25 protein-coding genes and 1 pseudogene are annotated in these 26,217 nt (G+C 58.2%); 12 read left to right on the plus strand and 14 right to left on the minus strand.

Annotated features, from left to right (window positions below):
* The first annotated feature begins 218 nt into the window (after window positions 1–218).
* From ACK41V_RS05630 to ACK41V_RS05645, 4 genes are all read left to right on the plus strand, one after another.
* Window positions 219–569: a hypothetical protein gene (locus ACK41V_RS05630; protein ID WP_409779019.1), complete on the plus strand. Its 351-nt coding sequence runs from the start codon at window positions 219–221 to the stop codon at window positions 567–569.
* 476 nt (window positions 570–1,045) lie between these two features.
* Window positions 1,046–1,198 carry a hypothetical protein gene (locus ACK41V_RS05635; protein WP_409779022.1) on the plus strand — a complete coding sequence of 51 codons (153 nt, stop codon included), beginning with the start codon at window positions 1,046–1,048 and terminating at the stop codon, window positions 1,196–1,198.
* A 154-nt stretch (window positions 1,199–1,352) separates the two neighbouring features.
* Window positions 1,353–2,516, plus strand: a complete 1,164-nt coding sequence (locus ACK41V_RS05640) for a zinc-dependent alcohol dehydrogenase (RefSeq protein WP_409779025.1) — start codon at window positions 1,353–1,355, stop codon at window positions 2,514–2,516.
* Window positions 2,517–2,815: 299 nt separating this feature from the next.
* Entirely contained in the window at window positions 2,816–3,244 is a 429-nt protein-coding gene (locus ACK41V_RS05645; protein WP_409779028.1) for a KGG domain-containing protein, read from the plus strand.
* A gap of 90 nt (window positions 3,245–3,334) precedes the next feature.
* Here the strand turns inward: ACK41V_RS05645 and ACK41V_RS05650 are convergent, their stop codons facing one another.
* Window positions 3,335–3,721: a hypothetical protein gene (locus ACK41V_RS05650; RefSeq protein WP_409779031.1), complete on the minus strand. Its 387-nt coding sequence runs from the start codon at window positions 3,719–3,721 to the stop codon at window positions 3,335–3,337.
* A gap of 182 nt (window positions 3,722–3,903) precedes the next feature.
* Window positions 3,904–4,146 (minus strand): hypothetical protein, encoded by a 243-nt coding sequence (locus ACK41V_RS05655; RefSeq protein ID WP_409779033.1) that lies wholly within the window; start codon window positions 4,144–4,146, stop codon window positions 3,904–3,906.
* A 560-nt stretch (window positions 4,147–4,706) separates the two neighbouring features.
* Here ACK41V_RS05655 and ACK41V_RS05660 point away from each other — a divergent pair.
* The 3 genes and pseudogenes from ACK41V_RS05660 (at window position 4,707) to ACK41V_RS05670 (ending at window position 5,834) form a co-directional block, all read left to right on the plus strand.
* A complete protein-coding gene (locus ACK41V_RS05660) occupies window positions 4,707–5,195 on the plus strand; it encodes a hemerythrin domain-containing protein (RefSeq protein WP_409779036.1) in 489 nt (162 codons plus the stop codon).
* Between the two features lie 32 nt (window positions 5,196–5,227).
* A pseudogene (locus ACK41V_RS05665) lies at window positions 5,228–5,473 on the plus strand (hypothetical protein); the annotation flags it as partial.
* Window positions 5,474–5,486: 13 nt separating this feature from the next.
* On the plus strand, window positions 5,487–5,834 hold the full coding sequence (locus ACK41V_RS05670) for a hypothetical protein (protein WP_409779091.1): 348 nt from the start codon (window positions 5,487–5,489) through the stop codon (window positions 5,832–5,834).
* A 52-nt stretch (window positions 5,835–5,886) separates the two neighbouring features.
* Here the strand turns inward: ACK41V_RS05670 and ACK41V_RS05675 are convergent, their stop codons facing one another.
* The 8 genes from ACK41V_RS05675 to ACK41V_RS05710 form a co-directional block, all read right to left on the minus strand.
* Window positions 5,887–8,313, minus strand: a complete 2,427-nt coding sequence (locus ACK41V_RS05675; protein WP_409779039.1) for a catalase — start codon at window positions 8,311–8,313, stop codon at window positions 5,887–5,889.
* Between the two features lie 360 nt (window positions 8,314–8,673).
* A complete protein-coding gene (locus tag ACK41V_RS05680; RefSeq protein WP_409779041.1) occupies window positions 8,674–8,856 on the minus strand; it encodes a DUF3606 domain-containing protein in 183 nt (60 codons plus the stop codon).
* 637 nt (window positions 8,857–9,493) lie between these two features.
* A complete protein-coding gene (locus ACK41V_RS05685; RefSeq protein WP_409779044.1) occupies window positions 9,494–10,654 on the minus strand; it encodes an IS30 family transposase in 1,161 nt (386 codons plus the stop codon).
* 281 nt (window positions 10,655–10,935) lie between these two features.
* Window positions 10,936–11,298, minus strand: coding sequence for a choice-of-anchor U domain-containing protein (locus tag ACK41V_RS05690; RefSeq protein ID WP_409779047.1), 363 nt, complete (start codon window positions 11,296–11,298; stop codon window positions 10,936–10,938).
* Between the two features lie 1,178 nt (window positions 11,299–12,476).
* Window positions 12,477–12,914: a response regulator gene (locus ACK41V_RS05695; protein ID WP_409779050.1), complete on the minus strand. Its 438-nt coding sequence runs from the start codon at window positions 12,912–12,914 to the stop codon at window positions 12,477–12,479.
* Complete coding sequence (locus tag ACK41V_RS05700; protein WP_409779053.1) at window positions 12,901–14,427, minus strand: sensor histidine kinase; 1,527 nt, start codon at window positions 14,425–14,427, stop codon at window positions 12,901–12,903. Before ACK41V_RS05700 ends, ACK41V_RS05695 begins: the two co-directional genes overlap by 14 nt.
* Window positions 14,428–15,012, minus strand: coding sequence for a YfiR family protein (locus ACK41V_RS05705; RefSeq protein WP_409779056.1), 585 nt, complete (start codon window positions 15,010–15,012; stop codon window positions 14,428–14,430).
* Entirely contained in the window at window positions 15,000–16,922 is a 1,923-nt protein-coding gene (locus tag ACK41V_RS05710) for a TonB-dependent receptor plug domain-containing protein (protein WP_409779059.1), read from the minus strand. Before ACK41V_RS05710 ends, ACK41V_RS05705 begins: the two co-directional genes overlap by 13 nt.
* Window positions 16,923–17,161: 239 nt before the next feature.
* Here ACK41V_RS05710 and ACK41V_RS05715 point away from each other — a divergent pair, with 239 nt between their 5' ends.
* The gene (locus ACK41V_RS05715) at window positions 17,162–20,239 is read left to right on the plus strand and encodes an EAL domain-containing protein (protein WP_409779061.1); all 3,078 of its coding nucleotides are present in this window, start codon (window positions 17,162–17,164) and stop codon (window positions 20,237–20,239) included.
* Window positions 20,240–20,416: 177 nt separating this feature from the next.
* On the opposite strand, the gene ACK41V_RS05720 is transcribed toward ACK41V_RS05715, so the two are convergent.
* Window positions 20,417–20,740 carry a response regulator gene (locus ACK41V_RS05720; protein WP_409779064.1) on the minus strand — a complete coding sequence of 108 codons (324 nt, stop codon included), beginning with the start codon at window positions 20,738–20,740 and terminating at the stop codon, window positions 20,417–20,419.
* Window positions 20,741–20,913: 173 nt separating this feature from the next.
* On the opposite strand from ACK41V_RS05720, the gene ACK41V_RS05725 reads away from it, so the two are divergent.
* Entirely contained in the window at window positions 20,914–21,519 is a 606-nt protein-coding gene (locus ACK41V_RS05725) for an IPTL-CTERM sorting domain-containing protein (RefSeq protein ID WP_409779066.1), read from the plus strand.
* 880 nt (window positions 21,520–22,399) lie between these two features.
* Here ACK41V_RS05725 and ACK41V_RS05730 read toward each other — a convergent pair.
* The gene (locus ACK41V_RS05730) at window positions 22,400–23,197 is read right to left on the minus strand and encodes an IPTL-CTERM sorting domain-containing protein (RefSeq protein ID WP_409779069.1); all 798 of its coding nucleotides are present in this window, start codon (window positions 23,195–23,197) and stop codon (window positions 22,400–22,402) included.
* 429 nt (window positions 23,198–23,626) lie between these two features.
* On the opposite strand from ACK41V_RS05730, the gene ACK41V_RS05735 reads away from it, so the two are divergent.
* Entirely contained in the window at window positions 23,627–23,878 is a 252-nt protein-coding gene (locus tag ACK41V_RS05735) for a hypothetical protein (RefSeq protein ID WP_409779072.1), read from the plus strand.
* Between the two features lie 197 nt (window positions 23,879–24,075).
* On the opposite strand, the gene ACK41V_RS05740 is transcribed toward ACK41V_RS05735, so the two are convergent.
* Window positions 24,076–24,960, minus strand: coding sequence for a hypothetical protein (locus tag ACK41V_RS05740; protein WP_409779075.1), 885 nt, complete (start codon window positions 24,958–24,960; stop codon window positions 24,076–24,078).
* A 444-nt stretch (window positions 24,961–25,404) separates the two neighbouring features.
* On the opposite strand from ACK41V_RS05740, the gene ACK41V_RS05745 reads away from it, so the two are divergent.
* A complete protein-coding gene (locus ACK41V_RS05745; protein ID WP_409779078.1) occupies window positions 25,405–25,578 on the plus strand; it encodes an MbcA/ParS/Xre antitoxin family protein in 174 nt (57 codons plus the stop codon).
* A 105-nt stretch (window positions 25,579–25,683) separates the two neighbouring features.
* Here the strand turns inward: ACK41V_RS05745 and ACK41V_RS05750 are convergent, their stop codons facing one another.
* Entirely contained in the window at window positions 25,684–25,992 is a 309-nt protein-coding gene (locus ACK41V_RS05750; RefSeq protein WP_409779081.1) for a hypothetical protein, read from the minus strand.
* Between the two features lie 29 nt (window positions 25,993–26,021).
* Between ACK41V_RS05750 and ACK41V_RS05755 the strand changes: the two genes are divergently transcribed.
* Window positions 26,022–26,217: hypothetical protein (locus tag ACK41V_RS05755; RefSeq protein ID WP_409779083.1), on the plus strand; the 196-nt coding region annotated here is incomplete at its 3' end.

A 26,217-nucleotide genomic window follows, 5' to 3' on the forward strand; every position in this document is an offset into this window, starting at 1 on the left:
TTTGCACGCCTGTAGGAAAAGCAGCATAGAAGCAGTTCCCTCGTGGAGGACTTCTACTCACCCTTTGTTCACACGGGGCGAAGGCTGCCCCTGCTGTTAGTGCAGTCCTAAGTGCACTAACTTGATACGGTCCGTAACTTTTTAATAACCCTATTTCGTGTTTCGCCATGTCTGCAACGTAACAATAACTCTCGCTCCGTACTTTCAAGGGGTCAACCGTGACTGGAAACATACTCATTATTGACCCTTGCATTGAGACCGGAACCCTTCTAAAAGAGTTCTTGGCAATGGACGGGCACGATGTGCGATTCGCACAGACGCCCAAGCAAGCAATAGCTCAAATGATGGTTCATCCAGCAACAGTTGTGATGATTGATCAGGACATCGTGGGCGTTACCACTGGCGAATTGCTGCCAGCGCTGCGCCTACTAGCGCCATACCGGGACAATCTCTTTCGCATTATGTTTTGGCACTTGCTGGAAGTGCCGAACCCCTCGAATATCATCGAATTGGCTTCGTCGACGTCTTGCGCAAGCCGCTTGATTATGAAGAAATGGAACGTGTTGTAGACGGCTGCATTGCCTCCTTGAGCATGGAATGCTGAAGGTCACAGCCTGCTAGACCTCATGCAGCGCTGCAGTGGAGCCTTTACACCGAGCGCTAGGGCTTGCGCAGCGGCCCGAGCAGCGAGCGCGGGGAATGGCCTCGCCCCCGTTCCGTGTAGTTCCTAGCCCAACGGTCACGTGGCTTCTTTACGCTGTGCCGCGTAGCTCGTGCATCGAGCTGAGGTGAGTAATGCGGCCCTGCGGTGATTGCAGAAAGCCATCCAGTCCATCACAGCCCCTCTGGCTTTTTTGCAATGTCACGCGCAGCCGCGTTACCGCATGCAAATCGTAAAAACGCGGTCGGCTGCGCCCCGCCACAGGCATTCGGTACAAGGCCTACGTCCTACATAGACAACTCCCAGAAGACGACTTTGGACGAAGCGTGCAATTCCTAAGGTGAGCTTTGGCTCGCTTCCCGCGCGCTTCAACCAGGAACCACCATGACCACCAACAAGACATCGGGCTCGTCTAAAAGCAGCGACAAGCCATCCGAAAAAACCAGCCCTAAAGCCACCGACAAGTCCAAGAGCGGCACGAGCGACCGCAAGAGCACCGGCGGAGAGAAAAAGACGACGGGCAGCAAATCCAGTTGAGGTCAGGGCAGTTTTCGGGACGGCGGGCCGCGAAAGCGCATCCGCCATCCCGCCTGAGTGACGCCGAGCGCCCTCAACACCTGTGCCCTGAGTGGCGCAAGTTCCCTGGGGAACAAGCCCTGGCCAATTCTTATCCCTCTCTTCAAGGATCACTATGCGAGCCCTCACCTACCAAGGCGCCAAGGACGTGCGCGTCGAGACCGTGCCCGACCCCGTCCTGACTGCCAATGACGACCTCCTGCTTCGCGTTACGGCGACCGCCATTTGTGGCTCTGACCTGCATATCTACCGCGGCAAGATACCGGGCATGCAAGGGGGCGATGTCCTGGGCCATGAATTCATGGGCGTCGTGGAAGAAGTGGGTTCGGGCGTGACCGACCTGCGCCGGGGTGATCGGGTTGTGATCCCCTTCGTGATTGCCTGCGGATCCTGCTTTTACTGCAATAAGACGCTGTTTGCCGCCTGCGAGACCACCAACCCGGGCCGTGGCGCCATCGTCAACAAAAAGACGGCCACTTCGGGTGCAGGAATGTTTGGCTACAGCCATCTTTATGGCGGCTATGCCGGTGGGCAGGCTGAGTACGTGCGCGTGCCGCAAGCCAACGTGGGGCCACTCAAGATTCCCGATGTGCTCAGCGATGAGCAGGTTCTCTTTCTCTCGGACATTCTGCCCACCGGCTACCAGGCGGCGGTCAACGCCCAGATCGTCCCCGGCTCGACCGTGGCGATCTTCGGGGCAGGCCCAGTGGGGTTGATGAGCGCTCTGTCTGCGCGCTTCCTGGGCGCAGAGCAGGTGTTCATGATTGACCACAACGCCTACCGTCTGGAGTTCGCCCGCGCGACTTATGGCGTGATCCCCATCAACTTCGACAAGGATGACGACCCGGCAGAAATCATTCTCAACGCTACCAACGGGCACGGGGTAGACGCCACCATCGAAGCCGTCGGGTTCGAGGCGAAGGGCAGCGCACTCGAAACCGCGCTCACCGCCATGAAGCTCGAAGGTTCCAGTGGCAAGGCGCTGCGCCAGTGCATCGCGGCGACCCGGCGCGGCGGCGTTGTGAGCGTTCCGGGCGTCTACGCCGGTTTCATTCACGGGTTCTTGTTCGGCGATGCCTTCGACAAGGGGCTGACTTTCAAGATGGGGCAGACCCATGTTCAAAAGCACATGCCCGAACTTCTGGAACACATTGCCAACGGCGCGATGAAACCCGAAGTGATCATCTCCCACCGCATGAAACTGGAAGACGCCGCACGCGGGTACGAAATGTTTGAAAAACGCGAAGACGATTGCCGCAAGGTGGTCCTGACGCCTTGACGTTGCCACCCGAGGCACGGATCCAGCGCGCGCAACGCGCCTGGAACTAGCGTGTTCCAGCGCAATGACACGCAGGTGGCGGAGCCCTTGCACTCATCCATTCCACGCAAGTTGCAGCGAACGACATTTAAAACATCCGTTACCGATCAATAAACCAGAATTATCTGATTGCATTTGAAACGTTAAAAATCACCGGGAGTCGGCAGCATCCTACAAAAACAATTTTTCGCCCGCTGCAAGGTTTGAGTGGTCGTCGCAATGTTTGCTCCGACCCATTAATCAACCCCAAGGAGTCATCTATGTCTAGCAAAGATAATCAAAATCAAAAGGGCAACGAAGAAAAGTCCGGCGGAGAATCCGAACGCGGATTTGCAGGCATGGACAGCGAACGTCAGCGTGAAATCGCCAGCGAAGGCGGACGTGCTGCCCACGCAAGTGGCAACGCGCATGAATTCAACTCAGAAGAAGCCCGGGAAGCCGGCTCCAAGAGTCATGACGGCCAGTCGAACTCGGGTGGCCAGAGTAGTAATCAGGGCAGGCAAGGCGGAGGCCAAGGTGACAATAGCCAGAACCAGGGCGGCAGCAACAGGGGCGGTCAAAGTGGTGCCCAGGGCAAGGGCAGTGAAAGCGACAGCCAAAATGTTGAAGGCTCCTCCAGTGGTACGCGCGGTGGAACCAGCGAACAGCATGCGGAAGCTGGTCGCCAGAGCCACAAGAACGACCGCTGATCCCGGTTGAGCAACTGCGGGTCCTTTAATAGGACCCGCAGGTTGTTGAGTACGGACTGCTCAGTTGCACGCCTCGTGCATTCCATCATTTTAAGTCCTGTCAGCAAACCATTGCAAAGATGCCTCAGTGGAGACGGCATTGCGCGCAGCGTCACTGCAGATTCGAAAGTAGACATTATTCAAAGAAACCATTTGGAGCACCGCTGCGAACATGGAAGCAGGAAAGCCCAATGTTCCAATCGCATAATCGCTATCCAAACGAAACGACGGCGCATTGGATCGTATGTCGTGCGAAAAAACCGCCAGCAGTACCGTGCTGACGGTCCCCGCCCGGCTTCCTGCAAGTTCGACAACGCCCACTGGTTTGGTAATCACAAGATCATACAAAATCAGATCTTGCAACCCACTGAGTGCGATGCTCCGAATACTCTTTGCCTTGATGGAGTTGGGAATACTCCAGTCGTATGCGAGGTTCAAGGGAGAAAATTCTTGATGGAGACCTCGGCGACGAGGGTCGGTTCTTGCGTAGTTCATCGATTAAATCTTGTCGGAAAATAACTTTTGTGGACACCGGGACCGCAGGGTGCGACTTGCCAGAACAGGCGCTAAGGTCCACAGCCCACCTTTGGTCATCTCCATTTCCAGCAGGTTCGGTCGACTCACTCAGTCCGCAGAGTCAGTGCGATTGGCACGCAGGTGCGCAGGCGGTCAAGCGCAACAAGGCATTCCTCCACCACATGCTCAGGGGTTTGCATCCGGAAGGCCAGGCCACCGCGCGCGCTCTTATCGACGGTTGATCGTGAGAGGGTTTCGAGTACCGCCCGGAACATCAAATCCCAATCCTCCAAATCGATGCCAGTCTTGGTTGAGTCAGGACCGCAAGTGATGGGTTGAAGTTGCATGGGTAGAACGGTTGCAGCGGTGCCGCATAGGCTCCAAGCTACGAGCGACGGCCTGGATAGACCGCTCTGAGCGTTGGACCGTGGTGTGAAAGGCTTCGCTGGAACATAGGGGCAGGTTGATTGGTACCAGCCTCTCGCGGTCTCGCCGTTCCAGACATCGGGTTGAGTCACTGTCATTGCGTTACTCCGATCAAAGGTTCAATGCATCCGATGGGTCCGTTGTGTGTGAACTCGCGGCTCACGCAGATCAGACCTGTGTTTTTAAAACCTGGCTGCGTCTGCGTCTGTGCGGTCTCGCACACTACTGCTTTGAGGGAGAGGCCGAGATCCGAAGGCTGCGGGCGTTTCGATAGGGTGCCGCGTGGATGGCAAGGCCATGAACATTCAAGGCGGGAACAGTACGCGAAGCACTGATGCCCGCAGACCCTGGCATGGCGAGCCGCTCAACGCACCGCCGACTCGTTTTTCGCGGCTCACAGCTGTCATTGGCTTTTGCCTACAGAAGCATGGAAGGGGTTTTTTGAAGATGGGATCTCCCATCAATCTCTAGGAGTACCTCCATGCCTTCCAGCCAACGCCAGAAAGACGTGTGCGACCTGCTTGACGCCGACCACAAGGCGGTCAAGAAAATGTTCAGTGATTTCGAGTCGCTGAGTAAGTCCAAAGCCCGAAATGCTGCCCAGCTTCGCATGGATCTCGCCCGCAAGATATGCACCGAATTGACCGTCCATGCGCAGGTGGAGGAAGAAATCTTCTACCCCGCCTTGCGTGAAGCCATCAAAGAAACCGACCTGATCGCCGAAGCGGAAGTCGAACACCAAACCGCCAAGGACCTGATTGCACAAATTGAATCTGCGGACACCGCCGATGAAAGTTTTGATGCGAAGGTGACGGTCCTTGGGGAATACATCGACCATCACGTGAAGGAAGAGCGCAACGAGATGTTTCCCAAGGCACGGGCAGTCAAAAAGCTCGACCTGGTCGCGATGCGGGCTGAGGTTGAGGCGCGCAAGCAAGAACTTCTCGACGAACTCCTGGCTGCAGCCTGATCGCTGAAGTCCACCGGATCTGGAGATAAGGGATGTGGCAATTGACCGTCCCTTGGTGGGAGTTGGTGCTGAGAGCCACGGTGGTCTATGCACTGCTGCTGCTTCTCATCCGACTGTCAGGCAGGCGCACAGTGGGCCAGTTCACCCCCTTTGATCTGCTGGTGGTCATGCTGCTTAGTGAATCCGTCTCCAACGCGCTGACAGCGGGCGACGAATCCCTGCTCGCAGGGCTCATCGGTGCAACAACCCTGATGGGATGGAATTCGCTGGCAGCGGTATGCGGAACTCCCGATGTCCGCCAAAAACATCCTCAATCGCATCAACGAGACCGCTTCGGTCAATGGCTTGGTCTCAGAGCTGAGGGCGCTGGAGCTGATCAACCGCAATGTGGGCGGCGCCGACATTCGCATGCATGTGCTGAGCCTGCCCGACCAGCCCGCCGGGCTGCTTGGCACCGAGCCTTCGATCAAGCGCACCGTCGGGCGCGTGCTGTTCGAGATGCTTCGGCAGGATGGCCGACGGGCCTGCGAAACATGGCTATCGGACCACAGTACGCAAATGGGGATGCATTCCACGGTAGACATTGCCGCGCGCTACCTGAGCCCTTACACGCAGCAACGGGAGACGGCAATCGCTTGAGATAGCCTGCGTCTCAAGCGCCTCCCAAGAACTTTCCGGCTTCCCGCCGCCATCACACCATCGGAGGGTCTGTCTCTCTTTCGGGGTGGCGATGCCGAGCGATACCTTCCAGGAAGCACTGAAAATCTGCTTCCGAAGCCCCAAAAACAATGCCAGGATCGGGTTCGCCTGAAGGCAGCGTCGACGGAATCTGCGCTTTGAGCATCAGGGCACTTGAGGCAGGCATGACCAGGATCGTTTTGCAGTGGCGATGGTGGTCCTTGATGAATTCCATCGTGTGGCCGTCCACCGCCAGCATGTTCACGCCCTGTTCTCCGTCCGGCAAAGCCAGGGCGTCGAAGAGAAAGCCCGGCTCATTCTCCAGCGATGCATCTGCGTTGATGGCGACCTGATCGCTAGTTTTTACAGGGCCGATGCGGGGCGCGACATACCGTGGAACGGCTCCGGCGGCGAACAATACGCCATGGAGTGCCACAGCGCTCTGACCCACCACCCCATCGGCCACCAGAATAGCCACCTTGCGGCCTGCAATTCCGCCCTCGCCCGGGCGCGCCAGCAGTGACAACGAAGGCGAGAGCGCCACCTCAGGCTTGGGCGGTTTGGCCAACGCGCGGGGCATGGCCTCGGGCAGCGCCTCCATCCCCAGGCCTGCCGCAACCTGGGCCGCCAGTTCTTCAGCGGCGTTGCGCAAAGAAGCCACCATGCGCTCGCGGATGGCTGGCACCGTCACCTTGCTCAGTTCAAAGCGAAAAGCGGCGGCGATGTGGGCCTGCTCCACGGGAGACTGGCTTTTGAAGAAGAGCGTGGCTTGCGTGTAGTGATCGGCAAATTTTTCAGGTTTGGCGCGCACCTTGCCTTGGGCTTCCTTGGCTTCGATGCGGGCGGGCACCGATACAAAACCCTGCGCCGCGCCCGCCTGGAAAGGGCAACCGCCTGCCAGGGAATTGGGCTCATAAGCCACCTTGCCGCGATGGATGGCCTGCCGGTGCATGCCGTCGCGCTGGTTGTTGTGCACCTGAACGATCGGCGAGTTGATGGGGATCTCGTGGAAGTTGGGGCCACCCAACCGGGATATCTGGGTATCCACATACGAATGGATGCGTCCTGCCAACAGGGGATCGTTGGAGAAATCGATGCCCGGCACGACATGGGCAGTGCAGAACGCCACCTGCTCGGTCTCCGCAAAAAAATTGTCCGGGTTGCGATTGAGCACCATGCGTCCAATGGGACGCACCGGGACAAGCTCTTCAGGAATGATCTTGGTGGCATCCAGAATGTCAAAGCTGAATTGCTCTGCTTCCTGCTCCGAAAACACCTGCACGCCCAGTTCGTACTCGGGATAGGCGCCTGCCTCGATGCGCTCCCACAGGTCGCGGCGGTGGTAGTCGGGGTCTGCACCCGAAATCTTGACTGCTTCGTCCCACACCAGGGAGTGGGTTCCCGCCTTCGGCGTCCAATGGAACTTCACAAAAACTGACTCGCCAGCGGCGTTGACGAAACGGAAACTGTGCACGCCAAAACCCTGCATGGTGGCGTAGCTTCGGGGAATGGCCCGGTCTGACATCACCCACATCAGCATGTGGGTCGACTCTGGCATCAGGGACACGAAATCCCAGAAAGTGTCGTGTGCGCTGGCGGCCTGCGGCATCTGGTGGTTCGGCTCCGGCTTGACCGCATGCACTAGGTCCGGAAACTTCATGGCGTCTTGGATGAAGAACACCGGCATGTTGTTGCCCACCAGGTCCCAGTTGCCTTCGTCGGTGTAGAACTTCACCGCAAAACCCCGCACGTCGCGCGCCGTGTCTTTGGAACCGCGCTCGCCCTGCACGGTCGAAAAGCGCACGAATACGGGGGTGATCTTTCCGGCCTCTTTGAAGGGAGCGGCCCGGGTCAGATCGGTCAACGGTTCGTAGCACTCGAAGAACCCATGGGCGCCCGATCCGCGGGCATGGACGATGCGCTCCGGTATGCGTTCGTGATCGAAATGGGTGATCTTTTCGCGCAGGATGAAATCCTCCAGCAAGACAGGGCCTCGCTCCCCATACTTGAGCGAGTTCTGGTTGTCGGCAATAGGCACGCCCTGATTCGTCGTGAGCACCTGGCCTGACGAATCAACACGCACGCGATCAAGGGGTGCAATCGTTGAGTTAACGCCTTCCGAAGCAATGCTGCCCGTCTTCGCCGTCCCATTCAGTTCCGAGACCGTGCTCGACGCGGGTAACCTTGATGCAGGCTCGGCCGTGGCACCCAGGGTCGGGCTGACACCGTTGTTGAAGCCATGCTCGCCCGTCTTGTTTGGGTTGTAGGGACGGGCTGCAGCTAGATCGTCCGTTTGTCCAGCTTTGATGGAAAGAGGGTCCCCAGAAACGGGCTCTACACTAGATGGCCCACTGTCGGTATTTCTAGCGGCGGCGGCTGCTGCAGATTCTTTGGCGTCAGTAGACTGTTCTTTCGCATCGGTCGTACGGTCTTTGGGCATCAGGGTCTTTCAGGGCGTTGAGGGTGATACCCAGCCTAAAGTGGAGCGTGAAGGCGCACGTAGGACGATCACGCGTGCTTCAGCAATAGAAGTGCCAAGAGACGTCTTTTTTTGAGCCCTAGCAGGAGAGACGTGCGCGCACCAGGAACGGCACCCATGCGCTTGGCTTTGCCCCGAGTCAGGCAGCGTGGAATTCTTTGACCAGTTCTTGCCCAGCGCCACAGTCAACGCGGTGCGCTACAGGGCGCTGTCCGGAGTCTGTCCGTAGACATGGTGCGCAAGCGCTCTCAGGGCCATGCACACTTGGTGGGACTGACTTGCTGATGCACGGCTGCGTGACCCACAGCGATCTATAGCCGCCTATTTTTTCGGGACGGCGAGATGGCGGCGCACAGCTTCTGCGGAATTACCAACGACCGATACAGCCGAACGCAACTCCTCGACTGTGCAGTTAAGACTATTGGTCCAATATCTCACCTCATAGTCTTCTACCAAAGCGATGAGTTTTTGATCTTGTGCGAATTGGGTTTTGTTATCTGACATTGTGATCTCCTCGCTGAAGCCTACGGGAACAGCTTTTTTCGTGCGTAGGACAACTCGACATTCCAGCCTCTCGCCAACCGACGCTGTTGGTTTTGATCACGTAATGCGGGCCATTTTTTGGGCTCCTCTCCTACGGCCGAGCACGAAGACCCGAAGCCCAATCGATTCTTTTCATTGGGAGCCACCATGGCCACTGAACCCCGAGACCAACTTTCCTCTCCTTTGCTGAGGGACGCACAGGAGGATCCGAGCCGTCACCCACACACGGATTTCCCGCGGCCTGTTCCTCCACCCACGGAATCAGTCCTTGGCGAGGAAGATCCAGGGGCCTCACTCGATCTGGTGATGCCGACCGCTCCACCAGCTTCTCAGAAATGACGCGTTGCTCTTTCTGTGGAGATCGTGCACCGTAGTAATAAGGTCAGAAAAGGAATCGTCCGGAATTTCAAGGGCAACGAGATAACCGTTTCGGTATATAAACACTGCCATTTTGGAAGACTTTTTGACCATTTTTCGATCACTCATGGATCTACAGATCCTCGAGAGGGATCAGCAGATTTTTGCATCCCAAGACTGCTATGAGGCTACCAGCGGCCTCTCGGCGGGCAAGCTTGAAGGACTGCAATCGCTGGCGGATTCAACCGGTCGATGCAACACATTCGCTGAACATTTCAGCGGGTGTGTGGAAGCCCAGCGTCTTGCGCGGCCTCTCATTCAATTGTCTCGCAATGGCGTTGAGCTGAAGCTGTGAGAGACCCGAGAGATTCATGCCCTTGGGCATGTACTGCCTGAGTAAGCCGTTCGTGTTCTCGTCGCTTCCCCGTTGCCATGGGCTTCGCGGGTCGCAGAAGTAAACCTGGATGTCAGTAGCCATCGTGAATTGCTTGTGAGCATGCATCTCCGTGCCCCTGTCCCAGGTCAGTGACTTGTACAGCTCCTGCGGTAGTTTGCTGGCGTTCTTGATGAGTGCCTTGACGACCGACTGCGAGTCTTTGCCATCCAGCTTCACCAGCACCACGTATCGCGTCTGCCGTTCAACCAGTGTCGCAATTTGGCTGTTGCCACTGCCAAAGACCAAGTCGCCTTCCCAGTGACCAGGCACTGCACGGTCTTCGACGCAAGCGGGGCGCTCGCTGATCGAAACAGCGTCAACGATCTTTCCGTGAATTGCCGTCTTCTGTGTGTAGTGCCGTGATCGGCGCATCCCGCGAGTGCGCCTGAGGTGCTCCAACAGCTCCTTCTTCAAGGCGCCGCGCGCTTGAATGAACAGACTGCGGTAGATGGTCTCGTGTGACACGTGGTGGCTCTCGTCGCAAGGATAAGTTTGCTTGAGCCAACCTGCAATTTGCTCCGGCGACCACAGCATTCGCAGCTTGTGGGCCACGATTCTGGCCAATGCACGGTTCTGCCTGAGCTTGCAGCGCTTTGGGCGCCGCGCTCGACCCCAGGCTGCTTCATCGGCCCGGTTCGCACGGTAGCCCTCACAGCCGCCATTGCGCTTGATCTCTCGGCTGATGGTCGATGGTGCTCGCCCGAGCCGAGTTGCGATGGAGCGAATCGATTCACCTGACACCATCGCGCGCGAGATCTCCTCGCGTTCGGCCAACGTCAATGCAATTGCTGCACGTGATCGCTGTGCGGGTCGAAATCCGCCTGTTTCAGCGAGTATTCGGTGGATTGATGAGTGGGCGCGATCGAAGAGCTTGCCGATCTCGTGGAGCGTCCAGCCTTGCTTCCAGCGCTCCCACATCAGCGCCTTCTGGGTATCTGAATAGTAGATTCTTGGTCGCTGTTTCATCTGCAACACTCCTTGCTCTTAGGCGGTGGTTAGTGTGTTGCATCGACCGGTTGAATCCGCCCTTCACAGCAGTCATCGGTATGCGCAGACCTAGAGACTGCAATACTGGAGCCGCCCTTACGCCAGAGCCATTTGGAAGACTGTGCGATCGACAGCAGGCGGCCTCCTTCGAACTGATGTCGTCCCGAGAGGAACGCACCCTAGTTTTGTACAGGAAGACGCACCAGTGGGAGCCTTGCTATGGAACGAGGGGCTAGTGTCAGCTTCTGGATCTCCTGGTCCTACCGCTCCACCCCATCACGATAGCAATCAACAGCGTCGCAAGGGCCACGCCTGCGGGGGGACAGCCCTGGCACACTGGTCACGCCTGCTCCAGGAGGAGCCAAGGCAGCTCCCAGCGGGTCCAACACGACACCGTTGGTGCTGCCACTGTCTCCTATGCCGTTGTCGGTGATTGAATACGTCACCGCCCTGCGATCCGGACTCAGGGTGGCGCCAGGATGCGCAGACCATGTAGATGCTGCGGCAGGAACTGCCGGTCCGTATTTCCAGAATTGCACGTTGATGGGAAGCGGGTTTGGGTAGGTTATGGCAACCGGCAAGGTGCTGCCCAGTACGCATCCGCTAGCCCGGAATTGGAACACTCCGTAAGGAAAGACGAGCTGTGCAGGGGCCCCTGCTGGTGGCGCGATGGCAGAGGTTTCGGGCCCAACCAACGTGCAAGCGGGACCCCCACCAGTGACAACGACGCTGATGGTGCCAGTGCCGCCAGGAGAAGGCCCGGTGTATTACTTCTGAGGGTCAGTTCAAACCCGGGGCGCTTCAAGATGGTGATGGGCGTCTCAACGCAATTCTCCCCCCTTACTACGACACCCGTGCTCTAACATCTCAATTCGCACCCCAAGCGCTATGACTTGCTCGGTGAGTGTGCAGATCGAGTCGTCGATCTCCTTTGCTTCAGAGGCTGGAATCCTCATTGTCTCTAGCGGACCACTTTGAACCGATTCCGACAAATCATGTTGAGTTGCTGTCCGTCTCGTCTCAGAGGCAACGCTCTTCAACAAGCTGGCATACACCTCTCCAATGAGCCGGATATCCTCCATTCCTTTCACTTCGGAGGAGGGGAAAGAACCGTTGGATGGAATTGCCAGATTGGATAGCGCTTGACCCAGTGTGCGCTCTGCGGCTTCGGCAACATCGCAGACTAGCGCTGCCAATGCACTTACCCGAAATGCAAGGTCAGACCGGCGCCACACGCCAGGGGGGGCCAACTCCCTGAGGCCTGCAATTGCCAGAACACCAGTCATCAAGACAAGTGCGTGAGAGCAAATGACAAACACGTATGAGATGCCAGGGATCCCCATACACTGCGCCTGAGTTGTCAGTACGGGCAAGACATTGGTGCCTGTGGGTGGGCGAATCTTAAGAATCTGCCAAATATCGTGTTTCATCTGGGCTCAGTTCAATTGAGATCGGGCGCAGGGCTTGTCCAAACTCTTGTATGTGGGGCAACTCCGCTGAGCGTTTACCTAGAAATGGCGAGGCTGTTTGGGCAGGTCAGGCTCTTGCCGCTGTGGCTTGATTCGTGTAGTGCCGGTCGTTTTCGCTGGCTGTACGCATACAACAAGTGCCGACAGCCTTTCGAGCTTGGACCTCGACACCAACTCACCTAGTGAACATCACTTGTTCCTTGGCCTTCCATAGTTCACTGCTTGGTTTCCCCGGGAGCCAGACTACCGGCAACATTTGATCAGCAACAGTTCCCGTCATCCAGTCATAAAAGTTTGGGGGAGCGCACGCAAGAAATTAGTAGCCTTTGCAACTACACCGTTCTGTTGACGTTCAACCAGTAGGCGCCAGTCTGGCCGACGACATCCGCCATGAATTCAAAGTCCAGCGGCTTGACCACATAGCTGTTTACTCCCAGGTCATAGGTCAGGGTGACATCCCTTTCTTCCTGCGAAGAAGTCATGATGACGACCGGAATGCGACGCGTGCGTGCATCTACCTTGATCGCGCGCAGTACTTCAATGCCATCTACGCGCGGCATCTTCAGGTCTAGAAGCACCAAGCGGGGAGCGGAGTTTTCGTGGTTTGCGTACTGACCCTGGCGAAACAGATAGTCGAGGGCTTGCTCGCCGTCCCTGACCCATAGCATCTTGCTCCCAAGTCCGCGTTTTCTAAGTGCGCGCATCGCCAGCTCCGCATCATTAGGGCTGTCCTCTACCAAGAGAATATCCAGATCTTCAAACAGCTCCATCGGGGGCCTCCTTTGGTAAGGCAAAGTAGAACGTGGCGCCTTCCCCCACACTGCCATCTGCCCAGACGCGACCGCCGTGTCGGCTGACAATCCGCTGCACCAGTGCTAGACCTACTCCGGTCCCGGGAAACTCGGTGGCGTCATGCAGGCGTTGAAAAACACCAAACAACTTCGCCTTGTACTTTGGGTTGAACCCGGCACCATTGTCACGGACAAAGAATATGTGGTCTTGCTCATCGGAAACGGCGCCGATTTCAATGCGTGGGTCGTCGCGTTGCGCGCTGAATTTGAGCGCATTCGATAGCAGGTTGGTCCACACCTGCCCCAGCAAGACCCTGTCGCCTCTGATGATCGGCATGGCCCCTATGTGCAACTGCACTTTGCTGAAGTCTTCGCGCTCTTTCAATCCGCTCCAGGTCGCGCCGACCAGGGCGTTCATCTCGACCTGGGCCACGGTCAAAGCCTTGCGTCCCAGACGCGAGAAAGCCAGGAGGTCATCTATCAGTACCCCCATCCTGCGACCTTCGTTTTGGATGATCTGGATTTTTCGACGAGCTTCCTCATCGAGGCTAGCGCCGTGGTCCTCGATGAGTGCCTCAGAGAACCCCACAATCCAGCGCAGGGGGGCGCGAAGGTCATGGGACACCGAGTAGCTGAAGCTCTCAAGCTCCTGGTTGGCAGTTTCCAGTTGGACTGTGCGTTGAGAAACACGGTGCTCCAGTTCAGCGTTCAACAGACGCACATCCTGGTCCGCACGTTGCCGCTCCTGGGCCTCCTGTTCAAGCGCTTGATTGACGGCCTCAAGGGCTTCGGCGCGCCGTCCCACTTCGCTGAGCATGTCGTTGAAGGCATCCACCAGGTAGCCCACTTCATCTTGGGTCGTCTTCTGCACCCGCAATGAGAAGTTTTTTTCTTCCATTACTTGGCGCGCTACGTTGGTAACGGCGAGTATTGGCTTCGTGAGGGCGGCTTGCAGCCAGGCCGACATCCCCGCTGCTACTAAAAGGCTTAGACCGAACACGCTGGCAAGAATGCCTGCATAACTCTTCAACCGCTTGGTCAGCTCGTAGTCCACGCTCATGTAGACGGTGCCGACAATCTCATTGTTTTCAAGAATGCGCTTGAAAACAGTGAATGCATCGTCTCGAAGCAGCACCCCGTCTACTTCTGGTAGCTTTGGGATTTCAGGCTCGGGAGTCATGCCATTCCCGCTGTACTGGGCCACCAAATTTCCACGCGCGTTGTAGATGGCGGCTGCACGAATCTGGGGCCGCGACTCGAGCAATGACAGGTTTTCCTTGGCGGACTTGTGATCGTCGAAGGCGAGTGCAGGCCCGGTTGCGCGCCCCAGAATCTCTGCCTGCGTCAGTAGATCGCTCACCACGTTCTGCTTGTAGCTCTGCAGTTCGTAGAACGCCAGCCCCATGCCCGCCACGGCCAAGGAGACGAAGGTCGCCGCGAGCACCGCTAGGGCAAACTTGTAGCGAAGCGAGCGGGCTACTGTTTTGAGCATCTAGCGCTCTCCCGAATGCACTTTCTGTGCAACAGCGAGCATCCGGGAGCTCAAACGTAACCCTCGCTTCTCAGCGGGCTCCAACGAGACTTCAAACCGCACACGCCGGTCCACCAGAAGGAAATTTATGATGCTTCCAAGCGCCAAACCCCCTTCATCCTCAGTTACTGCCAGCACCGAATGGGACTGCAGTGATCCCAGCAGGGGTTTGAGACGGGCCGTTTCTGCCTTGCCCACAAACAAGATGGCGATGCCGTCGAGCCCGTCATCCGCTTTGAGCCGGCGCACCGCAATCGCACGGGCATGAATTTTTCGACCGCTGACGATTTGAGCCAATTCCTCGGCGATCGGATCGGCGCCCAGCACCCCGATCGTGAAGGGCGCATCCATGTCGCCCAGCGCTCCATCGGGCCACTCGACATAACCTGCCAGCCTGTACAGGTACGCAGCTTTGACTTGCGACTCATCATTGGGCTGGTCGGATTGGGCTCGGCAGAGGCCTGCGCCGCAGACGCTTAGGAGTGCCACCAGCGCAACCCAGTACAGAGGCCTCCGCAGCGGCGCCAGTACGCTCACATCGACCACCGTATCCGCAGTCCGATGCTGCGGGGAATCTCCTGTCGGCCGCTGGCAGCATTGAATTCAGGGTGGGCACGATCAAAAATATTCTGCGCCGCAACAGACAGCTCGACACCCGGCAGCACTTTCCATCCATAGTGGAGATCGACGGCGGTGTATGCGGGAACGGCAGGATCGGGCAGGGCGCCCACCCGGCGCACGATCACGTCCAGTTCCTGCCGATGGGGCAGGTTGAGTCCGGCGCGCAGCATCCACTGGTGGGTGGGGTCGTTGCCCAGCGCGCGGGGCCCCTCCGGGTCCGTGCTGCCCGGCTTGACCGTCAGATGCTTGCGAAGCAGCGAAAGGCCGGCACCCAATTTCAGGTTCCGCGCCGCCTGCCACTCGCCCCAGGCCTCGATTCCCCGGGTGGTGCCTTCGATCATGTTCTGGACCTGGGCGTTCGGCGGCGTCTGTCCGCTGCGCAGCTTGTCCCAGTTGTGCTGGAACGCCGTGACCGAGTAGGAGAGGGTGCTTGACGGCTGGGCCCGGTATCCCAGCTCCAGGACTTCGGCAACTTCCGATTGGAACTGCGATCCGCCGGCGATGAAAAAGGGCGGCCTAGGCGGCAGGCGTATGTCTCGGTCCAACCGGGCGGGGGCGCGCACGGCGCGCGAGGCCGCCCCCCACCAGAGCTGCTGTGGAGACGGCTTCCACTCGAAGCGCGCCCCCGGCAAGAACTCGGTGCCGGTAAAGCCATTGCTTTCCAGCTTGGCTCCCAGGGTCAGGTTGAGCCGGTCCGTGAGCCTGATTTCGTCCTGAACAAAGAGATTGGTCCAGTGCATCGATGTTTCGTTGGGCGTAAATCCAAAAATTAGCCCCGGGCGGATGTTATCGCTGGCCTGCCGGTAGCCGCCTCCCCAGAGCAACTGGTGGCCCTCCAGGGGGATGCCATGTTGGAACTCCACATCCAGAACCCGCTGGCGGGGTTGGTACAGGAAGGCGTCTTTTCGGTCGGTGAAATCGTAGTAGGCCTGCAGGCGCAGGTCCTGCCCCCCGTCGAGCTTCCGCGTCAGCCTCCCCAGGAGATTGCCCCCCGACGCCTCCACCCTGCCCAGGTCCACCGTCCCGAACGGCCCACGGCTGTCCGTCCTTCCGCTGTACGCGTCCCCTTGCAGCGTTACGCCCCCGTGGCTGTCGAGCCAGTCGGCCCTGAAGCCGACCTGGGTCCGCCTGCGCCCATCCTTACCTGCCACCTGGGCGGCGGTCTTGGTGTTGTTGTTTTCTTCGGATTTCGCGTAAACGCGAAAACTGCCCCCGCCTTGCAGGCTGCCGCCATAGCGAAAGGAGGCGTCCGCGCCCTGGTTGCCCGCGCCAAGGACCACCAGGCCCCCCTGGGTGCTGGCCGATGGCTTGGTGATCACGTTGATCACTCCATTGACGGCATTCGAACCCCACAGCGTCCCGCCGGCTCCGCTGATCACCTCGATGCGGTCAACGTCTTCCAGCATCACATCCTGCTGGTCCCAGAACACGCCCGAGAAGAAGGGGGTGTAGACGGTACGGCCATCGATCAAGACCAAGAGCTTGTTGCCAATGGCATTGTTGAAGCCGCGCGCGCTGATCGCATATTGGCTGGCATCCAGGCGGGCGACCTGGAGGTTGGGGGCCAGGCGCAAAGCCTCTGCAAGAGTGTTCGCCCCTGAGCGGCGAATGCTGTCCGAGGTAATCACGAAAATGGATGCGGAGGCATCTCCGAGCAGCTCCGGGCGTCTGGCCGCTGATGTGATTTCGATGTTCCCCAGCTCCTCCAACGAGAGCTCGGCGAGTGCGGCCACCTGGGTGCCCTGGGCATGGGCCGTCGAAAGCGATAGCGCGAGCACTCCTATCCAGCACCCTTTGGTATCCATCATCGCCACCTCCCTGCGTTGTTGGTACATGCACGCTGATAGCCAGGCTATTCGCTGCATGTCGCGCCTTGCATCGGCTCCCGGCAAGGCACTTGCGCGGCACCGCCAAGATTACAGATGCGTTTCCTGGAGCCCCTTTGGGGGCCATATTAGGGTGAAAAGCGGCGCCTGCCTACCATTCTTCTCCCAGGGGTTGCCGCTGCCATGTCCAGAATTGCTTGATGCCTGTGGGTTCACGCCATAGACTGTTCCCGAGACGGACACATTCAGTGAGCGTTGCCTTGTGGCGGGAGGCCTATTTGCACGATGTACCCCTTCGCATTCTGATCGTCGAGGATGAGCCCAACGATGCCGAGCTGGTTGTGCACGCTCTGCGGCGGGCGTCCCTGGCATTCACGAGCCGCCGCATAGACACAGAGGAGGCTTTGCGCAGCGAGATCGGTAGTTATGTGCCTGACATCATCCTGTCTGACTTCAGCATGCCGAAGTTCAACGGTGTGGATGCCCTGTCTGTTGCGCGTGAGGTGTGCCCGGACACCCCATTCATCTTTGTATCAGGAACGATTGGTGAAGAGAACGCCATCAATGCACTCAAGAGCGGAGCGACCGACTACATCCTGAAACACGATCTGGGGCGGCTGGTGCCCGCAGTGAAGCGGGCTCTCAGCGATGCCCACGCAGCGCTGGAGCAGCGGCGAACCCAGCAGGCCCTGAGGCACAGCGAGTTGCGGTTCCGCCTCGCCGCCTCCACCGGTGATGTGTGGGATTGGGAAATCGCCACGGGAAATGCGGAAATCTCTCCGCAGTGGAAGGCGCGCCTTGGTTACCAGGACACGGAGATCCAGAACACGGCCAACGCCTGGCTTGATCTGCTGGAGCCAGGCGACCGCGAGATGGTCCTGGACGCGTTTGCTGCGCATCTGAGAAGCAACAAGCCTTACGACGTGGAATACCGTGCCCTGGCAAAAGACGGCAGCTACCGCTGGTCCCATGCCAAAGGCCAGGCCGTCTGGGACGAAAGCGGTCGCGCAACCTACATGGCCGGCTCGGTCGTGGACATCACGGAGAGGAAAACAGCCGAACTCAAGGTGAAGCGCCTGAACAGGATTTATGCCGTGCTCAGCAGCATCAATTCCTTGATCGTGCGAACCCAGGACCGAGACGAACTTTTCAAGGAAGCCTGTGAGATTGCGATCAATGCAGGTGCATTCCGCCTGGCATGGATTGGCCTTGTCGATGAACAGGCCCAGCGCGTCAACGCGGTGGCGTGGGAGGGCGCCGGAGAAGACTACATCAATAACATTCCTCTGGGTTTGGACCCCGGGGAGGCAGACCAGTACGGCCGGGTCGGTGAATGCGTATCTGATTCAGCAACCGTACTCATTCAGAACGTCGCCAGTGAAAAGAGGGTTGCACTCATAGAAGAAGCCGCAACCAGAGGTTTTCAGAGCTTTGCCCTCTTTCCCTTGTCGATAGACCAGAAGGTCGTAGGGGTCATGGCCCTTTATGCGTCGGAGTCGGAGTTCTTTGACAGCGCGGAAGTCCGGCTTCTGGAAGAGCTGGCGCGTGACATCGCGTTCTCTCTGGACCACCTTGAAAAATCAGAGCGGCTCAATTACCTTGCCTACTACGATTCACTGACAGGCCTTGCCAATCGAGGCCTGCTCCAGGATCGTTTGAATCAGCTGATTCAGAACCATCCGCGGAGCGAGGAGGAGTCTGAGAAGATTGCATTGGTCTGGTTGAATATTGACAGATTCAAGAATATCAACGATACGCTGGGCAGCCATGCGGGGGATGCATTGATCAAGATGGTGGCCCATCGCCTTGCGCAGGAGTTGGGGGTCAAGGATCGGCTGGCACGCATGGGGGCCGACCAGTTTTGCGTGATCCTGACCTATCGCAATGCGCCTTCAGAAGTCGCCCATCTCATCAATGAGCAAATATTCCCTTCGATGGAGCGCGCGTTCCATATCGAGGGGAAGGAACTGTTCCTGACTTCCCGCGTGGGTATCGCCCTGTTTCCCGACGACGGGCAGGACGCCGACACGCTGTTTGCCAATGCCGAGGCGGCCTCACGCGCGGCAGGTGTGGCCAAAGGCCGCTACCAGTTCTATGCCGCCTCCATGAACGCGCGCGTGCGCAGCCAGCTCACCATCGAAAGCAAACTTCATAGAGCGCTGGAGAACAACGAGTTCATCCTGCACTACCAGCCCAAGGTCGCCCTGCGCGATGGGCGGCTCACGGGCATGGAGGCACTCATCCGGTGGAACGATCCAGAGGCAGGTCTGGTGTCGCCCACCGTTTTCATTCCGGTGCTGGAAGAGACGGGCATGATCATCGACGTGGGCCGGTGGGTCATGGAGCAGGCCATGCGGGACCATGATGAATGGCACGCCAAGGGGTTGAACCCTCCCCGCATCGCCATCAATGTCTCTGCCGTGCAAATGCGGCACAGCAATTTTCAGAACACCGTTGAAAATGCACTGAAAGGCAGGCACAACGCGGACCCCTTCCTGGATATCGAGATCACCGAGAGCCTCTTCATGGAAGACATAGATACCAATGTCCAGCGGCTGCGTGCGCTTCGGGACATTGGCATCCGGCTGGCCGTGGATGACTTTGGCACGGGCTACTCCTCGCTGAGCTACCTAAAGCGTTTCCCCATCGACTACCTGAAAATTGACCAGAGCTTCGTCAGGGACGTGACGTCCAATCCGGACGCGGCGGCGATATGCGGCGCCATCATTGACCTTGCGCACAACCTCAAGCTCAAGGTTATTGCAGAGGGCGTCGAGACGCAGGCCCAGATGAATTACCTGCGCCGCAGGCACTGCGACGAGATGCAAGGCTACTATTTCAGCAAGCCGCTGCCCAAGGAGCGGATCCTCGACCTGCTGGCCCAAGGGGGCGGGCTGGATATTCCCTCCCATTCTCCAGAGGGTGGAAAGAAGATCCTGATCGTAGACGACGAGGCCGACATCCTGGCATCGATGAAGCGACTGCTGCGCAATGAGGGGTACGCCATACTGACCGCGGCCAGCGCGCACGAAGGTTTCGAGATTCTTGCCAATCATGACATCCAGGTCATTCTCTCGAACCAGCGCATGCCAGAGATGTCGGGGACGGATTTCTTGGCCCGAGCACGCGACCTTTACCCCGAAACCATTCGGATCGTGCTTTCCGGCTACACCGATCTCGAGTCCATTTCGGACGCGATCAATCGGGGTTCCATCTACAAATTCCTCACCAAGCCGTGGGACGACGATTTGCTACGTGAAAACATACGCGAGGCATTCCGGCACCATGACGGAGCCCACAGCAAGAGTCGGGGCTCAGGATATTAGAGACCTGGCAGGAGTCAGCGATGCGGACAGGAGCCGGCAACTGCCTTGCATTCACTTTTCAGGCCCCACAACCTCGTCGCTGCGTCCCCAAACGACATTGGGTGAGGCGCGGCTCCAACGTTTCCAATCTGTGTCGCTCCAGCCCCGTGGCATTGAGCTTGCCAAACTCATGCCGACCTACATCGGCAAGATCGCCCTCGTGGCGCAGTCGGTCTGCACGCTCGAGCGCAGCGCGCATGTGGCCGTCAGGTCCTTTTCGTCCAACGGCTTTAGCAGGTAGCGGAGCACCTCCACGTCATTCACGGCCCGCATCAGAGCGTCTGAGTCCGAGGACGCGCTGAGCACCATTCCCACGGCCATGGGCTGCATCGTGCGCACAGAGTCCAGGAACTCCACGCCCGTCATGAGCGACCTCCGGGAAACTGAAATCACCACATCGAAGGCAGTCTCACGCAATCGGGTCAGTGCAACTTCGGTATCCACCGTTTCTTCGATGCGCAAATCAGCTCAAGCCCGCACGAGGCGGGCTGCAAAAAGGAGGTAGTCGGCTGTGATCAGTAGCCGACAGGGATCGGTATCTGGTAAGGATGGGGCGTACCAGCAACTTTGGCTTTGGCTGGATCAAACGCATCCTCTAAACTCGAAATGATATTTATTCTTATGAAAGGGTGGAGATGAATTTGAGAAGCGTTGGTGTGGGCTTGATTTTCTTCCTGGCAGCAAACCTAGCTCAGGCCGTCTACACCATTAACATCGATCAGGTCGGCGCAAATGTCGTGATGACCGGCAGCGGCTCCATCGACACGAGTTCCATGACTGCCCTTACCACCATAGGGCTGTGCGCTACTGGCAACGGCTTGGTCGGCAGCACCGTTCTGTGCGTTGGGACTGAGACAACTGCTGATCAGTTTGACGATATCCTGATCCCAAGCTTGTCAGCCTTCAGCACAACGATGCTCGATGGCACAAGTTCTTCGGGGCCCGGCGTCTACATCTTCGGCGACGACCTATATTTGCCGGAGAACTATGTCTCTGCGGCACCCATCTCGAATTCCAGTACGTACGCTGGTACTACCCTGGCCGCGCTGGGACTTGCCGTGGGGACTCGCTCTTTGTTTGTCCCATCCGGCGACGAGATCGTGATCAACGTCGGCCTTGCTCCTCCAGTCGCTCCCGCTACTCCGACCAGCATTCCTACGCTGGGTGAGTACGCCTTGCTGGGAATTTCGTCTTTGCTGGCGATGCTGGGCATCGCTGCTGTGAGACGTAAGCAGAGCTGAAACCTCGCCCTTCCCGGTGATGTGTGGTGTGCGCTCCGTGGGGAAAAGTGTTCCGCAAAAACTCTGAGGCCTGCACCACCTTTGGGCTGCCGAGAGGCTAACCTATCAAAATGGCGGAACAAGAACCGGCAGCAACCCCGCGCCGGGCCTCAATTCCGTGACGGACTCGGGTTCCTTTGTAGTTCTCGAACCCCTGGAAGTCCTTGTAATCGTATTTCAGCTCACTACATAGTGAATGGAGCATCTGTCGAGAGAGCCGCGCAACACCTAACCTGAGCTCCAACAAAGTGCCTCTCATTGAACTCTCAAGCGAACTTGGATTTTCTACGTCGCATCTTTCCAGCGTGCCTTCAAAAGTTGGACCGGGAGCGCTCCTGGTACCTACCGACGAATGTCACCATCGCGGGAAAAGTAGTGCCCTGATAGAGCGCTCTCAGGGCTGCGCATGTTTTCGCATGAGCTGTATTTCGCGGACATTTCTCTTGTTTTATATCCTCGATTGCCACCCCAAGCTGCTCGACTTTTAGCCGACTAGAATGCTTCACGCAATGCGTTTGGAAGGAGCCGTTGCGGCCGACGATGCCGACTGATGCGCTTTCACCTGGCGTTCCGCATTGGGTCCTTCCGCGAGCACCCTGGCTGAGATCGAACGGCGCGAGGGTTACGAGCTGCAGCTGCGGGACGCAATTCAGGTTTGCACTGCCCAACCCGACGCTCTGTCTGGATAGAGGCTCATGCGCACGGGCCTTGTCACCAAGCCTGGTTTTTCCGAAAGACCATCAAGCTGCTCATAGAGAAAATGCGGCGAAACCAGCTCCATTGAATCCGAAAACGCTGCGCATTTGGGGCGACGGTAGCTGGTCCCCTTACACGCCGTCGTTCAGCGCAGGCGAGATGAGCGGCGGCTGTAACCAATGCCCAATAGCGCCAAGATGGTCGTAAGGATGATCAAGCCCCACTGCGACAGGGTTGGGATACTTGATGCATTTGCGGGAGCTACCGGTACTACCACATTAAAGCGAAGGTTGTTGGCACCAATAACGCTGTTGGCCCCGGGTACAAACGCGCCTGTGCCGCTCGATGTAGATTGCATGGCATTGATAATTGCCAGCCGCACGGTCGTTCCCGCTAAGGTGGATACATTCCAAGTGGCGGATGTAAACGTGGCCAAAGTTGGACTGGCAGAGGCACCACCAACAATCAGCCGGGCTGTGCCGGCAAGTGCTGTGGACCCATTAAAACTGGGAACAGTAGCTGTCGAGTACATACCTATAAAAATAGCTTGATCGCCCGACGCAAGTCCGCCCACGCTTTTAATACCCAAATCGCCTGACAATGTAGCGGTCGTTGCCCCTGCAGGAATCGCAACGTCTTGGTACAGAACGCAGCTCCTAAAACCAATGGCGGTCAGGCTCATGCTCCCCAGCGCAATCTGGGTTCCCGTCAGCGCATTAAACCCAGCGGCGGTCGTCAATGTTTCAGTACCCGGGGCAGCATCTACGTTATAGCTGCAGGTGCCAGCGGCACTGCCACCGGTACTTGGCGCGAGAGTCCAGTTGGTCAGTCCCCCTGAAAAATCACGATTGGTGAGTACCTGAACCTGGGCTTGGGCATTGCCAGCCATGATAAGGGCGGCGGCCACTGAGAAAAAGCGAAGCGTAATGGTTGTGAAATTCATGGGGCAACCCTCGTGGTTGTGTTGGTGGTATGGGTATGTCAACCATTGCCAGGAAATCAGGGCGCGAAGCAGCTGCCGTGAAGCTCGGACTGTTTGGAGATTGTATGGATGTTGACGTCTGCCATTAGTGTCGTTTCCACCGACTGGACGCCAAGTTCGGGGCCGAACACCAATGTTTTCCCGACAAGGGGAAACCACTATTTCCTCGTATGGCAGGGTCGCAGTCGGAAGTATTTGCAATGCGCAGTTCAGATGCGCAGTGTGTTCTGGTGACGTTGAAACATGCTGCTCTGCGCCCATGCCCTCAGGAGCGTCATAGCGCAGACCAATAAGTTGCCCTCTGGTCGATGCGCAGTACCCCTGCCCACCAAGATCACGTCTATCTGGTAGTGCCGTTCCGCTGCGGCGGGATCTCGCCACTTGCCCCGCATGAACCGCGATGCGCTCGTGCCTGTTCGACACCAGTTGCCGGGCGCGCAGCCTTCAGCCCAGATCCTGGGCATCGACGGAGGCACGCGAGTGCGCGCAAGACTGGCCAACTCGTGCTTGGCATCCTGCTGTTACTCCTTGAGCGTCCTACAGCGCTATCTCCGTCTGGCTGGCGCGGCGGGTGAAATCCCGGCCGATGCCGAGGCTCTTGATGAAAAAGTGGCGACCCTGCATGCGATGTTTCGGGAGTGAACTATTTCAGTGGCGCTGGCAGTGAGCGGCCTGCTTCTGGCTCGGCATCACCCTAGCGCTAACCGGTTCGGACAACTGCGTCCTATCTCCGCTTTTGGCCGATAGTACGCGTTCGACGTCAACACGCGGATGACTGCAACCGCTGCAAAGCGATCGTTCAATCCACCCTGTGTTTCGCGATGTGCCCGACAGTCGCTCTAATCCAAAGGCCGAAGCAGCTTCCTAAAAATGTGCTCCGCCTGCTCCTGCCCCCGCGTCGGGTGATTCAACACATCCAGCCAGACCTGAATCACATCGGCCACCATTGCCCCGTCTCGCCGCACCGCCCCGCGAAACGTCGATTCCGGAAACTTCGCCACCCGCAGCAATACGTGCGGCGCCTCCTGAGGAAACGGCCGGAGGGCATTCCATGGATTGCTTCCCGGTAATGCCAAATTGAACCGAGGCATGCGGCGAACGCAGATGTACCTGGGGACGCCGCTCACATGTCCCACGTGGAGCCCATCCGCTGCCGCAAACAGCCCCAGGCAGGCATCGCCTTCGACTGCGCTCAGAAGCTCTCGGACACGCTCCTCAATTTGAATGTTGACAAAGAACCGCGCAGGCACGTCTGGCGTGCCGTAGGGCGCCACTGAACTCCAGCGCTCGAACAGCTCCTCTCTCCGCACCAGCGTGAGAAACTCTTGAGACTCCAGCAGGAATCTCTCGCGCCGCAGCTGCTGCAAGAACCTGGAGGCGGTCATCGCGGAAACCTGCGCCGCCCGCGCAAGCTCCACCCCATTGCGGTACCGACCTCGGGGAGCGTTCAGCATCCCCTCTGGCAACTCGGGCGCCAACAAAACCTTCAACATCCACTGGTTCAAATCAGAAAACAGGTTGTCTGCACGCATTGGAGTGCCTTTGACCTGTCGCGGCCTGTAGGGCGCGGAGATGTTGAGATCTTCCAGTCCCGGCCCCAGAAACTCACTCGCCCCTTCTTCAGAAACGAAACCCACGGCCACCTCCGCCGCAAACTCCTGCGCAAAAGCCATCACATTGGCAATGAGCGCTTTCGGCGCATGGTCCACGTGCACCACGGCCAAGGGCATAGATCCACGCAAATGAAGGGCATATGCCCGGGCCTGGAGAACGGCCTGGGACAGCAGTGGAATCACGCGGTCGGCCCGCCCCTCTGATGTGGCTTTGAGGACGACCCCATAGCGTTTCCCGCTCCGACGAATGATGAGGCCTGGCCCCGCGCTGCCTGGCTCAGCGGCCTGGATCTTCCAACCCTTGGCTTCGAACAGCCCAGCTACACGCTGCAGCGCTTGCGCAGTCCGTGGAGATGTCTTGGACGAGGGCATGGAGACGGCATTATTAACATGGCCATGTTACATAACACGCGCGTGTTAGGCAAACATGCGCATGGTGGGGGAGATCTAGTCCCGTGGTTGTGATCGCTGGAGAGGAAGGCCAGATTGGCTCATGGCCCACACCAATGACACCTGCCCCCGCAAGTTCTGACGGACCTGGTGCAGAAGATCTTGATGGAATCGGGTACTTCTGGAGGCTTCAACGCCGAAGCCTGGCTGCAAGAGTGGCTAGCAGCGCCACTCCCCGCCTTCGGAAACCGCCGCCCGTGGGATGTGCTGCAAGAGCCCGGGGGACTGGCCTTGGTCCAATCGACGCTGCTGAAGATCCAGAAAGGCAGCTTCGCCTAGATCTGGCAGGGGCGCGTGTTCACGAAGGCAACGCTATTTGGGCCTCAGCCCGCAGAAGACTTGATCCGCCAGCGGTAGTGGATCTCGACCTTCATATCTCCACCTTCATCCCAACCGTACTTCAAAGTACGCCCCATCCCCTTCCCCCAGATCCCGGAACCCCGCCTGCTTGGCCGCAGTGCTGGCCTTGCCCCAGGCCTTGAGCAAGGTGAGATCTCCGGAAGACACCACCTCAGGGGGCGACTCCTCCAGGTTGTTCATCGTGTCCAAGGCTGCGGCGACTTGCTCAGGGCCGCCCAACTGCTTTTCCAATGCCTTGGCGTAGCGGGTCTCCGCGGCAACCCGCTCCTTGGCGGGCAGTTCTTCAGGGTAGTCGCGCAGGGTGACGGTGTAGGTGGATGCGATGGTTTCCATGAGGCTTCTCCGGGGTGTTGGTGTACTGTATGAATATACAGTTTTCTTCGGAAAAGTACATGTCAGAAAGAACCCTTGGGGAAGGTTCGCCGAGGGGGGTTGTAGAGGTTGATTGTTTTCAATACTGGAACAGTCAGTTTGCGACTGGGTGGTTTTTCTTTGAACACCAGCGGCGTACAGTTCAACCCATCGATGAGCCGAACCCGCAAGGCGACTCACCGAACC

This window comes from Acidovorax sp., from assembly GCF_046291265.1.
Lineage (GTDB): Bacteria > Pseudomonadota > Gammaproteobacteria > Burkholderiales > Burkholderiaceae_C > Acidovorax.

Coding starts and splice junctions, on each gene's coding strand:
- ACK41V_RS05635 (WP_409779022.1), top strand. CDS start 1,046: ATGACCACCAACAAGACATCGGGCTCGTCTAAAAGCAGCGACAAGCCA.
- ACK41V_RS05640 (WP_409779025.1), top strand. CDS start 1,353: ATGCGAGCCCTCACCTACCAAGGCGCCAAGGACGTGCGCGTCGAGACC.
- ACK41V_RS05645 (WP_409779028.1), top strand. CDS start 2,816: ATGTCTAGCAAAGATAATCAAAATCAAAAGGGCAACGAAGAAAAGTCC.
- ACK41V_RS05655 (WP_409779033.1), bottom strand. CDS start 4,146: ATGCAACTTCAACCCATCACTTGCGGTCCTGACTCAACCAAGACTGGC.
- ACK41V_RS05660 (WP_409779036.1), top strand. CDS start 4,707: ATGCCTTCCAGCCAACGCCAGAAAGACGTGTGCGACCTGCTTGACGCC.
- ACK41V_RS05670 (WP_409779091.1), top strand. CDS start 5,487: ATGTCCGCCAAAAACATCCTCAATCGCATCAACGAGACCGCTTCGGTC.
- ACK41V_RS05675 (WP_409779039.1), bottom strand. CDS start 8,313: ATGCCCAAAGACCGTACGACCGATGCGAAAGAACAGTCTACTGACGCC.
- ACK41V_RS05680 (WP_409779041.1), bottom strand. CDS start 8,856: ATGTCAGATAACAAAACCCAATTCGCACAAGATCAAAAACTCATCGCT.
- ACK41V_RS05685 (WP_409779044.1), bottom strand. CDS start 10,654: ATGAAACAGCGACCAAGAATCTACTATTCAGATACCCAGAAGGCGCTG.
- ACK41V_RS05695 (WP_409779050.1), bottom strand. CDS start 12,914: ATGGAGCTGTTTGAAGATCTGGATATTCTCTTGGTAGAGGACAGCCCT.
- ACK41V_RS05700 (WP_409779053.1), bottom strand. CDS start 14,427: ATGCTCAAAACAGTAGCCCGCTCGCTTCGCTACAAGTTTGCCCTAGCG.
- ACK41V_RS05710 (WP_409779059.1), bottom strand. CDS start 16,922: ATGTACCAACAACGCAGGGAGGTGGCGATGATGGATACCAAAGGGTGC.
- ACK41V_RS05725 (WP_409779066.1), top strand. CDS start 20,914: ATGAATTTGAGAAGCGTTGGTGTGGGCTTGATTTTCTTCCTGGCAGCA.
- ACK41V_RS05730 (WP_409779069.1), bottom strand. CDS start 23,197: ATGAATTTCACAACCATTACGCTTCGCTTTTTCTCAGTGGCCGCCGCC.
- ACK41V_RS05735 (WP_409779072.1), top strand. CDS start 23,627: ATGAACCGCGATGCGCTCGTGCCTGTTCGACACCAGTTGCCGGGCGCG.
- ACK41V_RS05745 (WP_409779078.1), top strand. CDS start 25,405: ATGGAATCGGGTACTTCTGGAGGCTTCAACGCCGAAGCCTGGCTGCAA.
- ACK41V_RS05750 (WP_409779081.1), bottom strand. CDS start 25,992: ATGGAAACCATCGCATCCACCTACACCGTCACCCTGCGCGACTACCCT.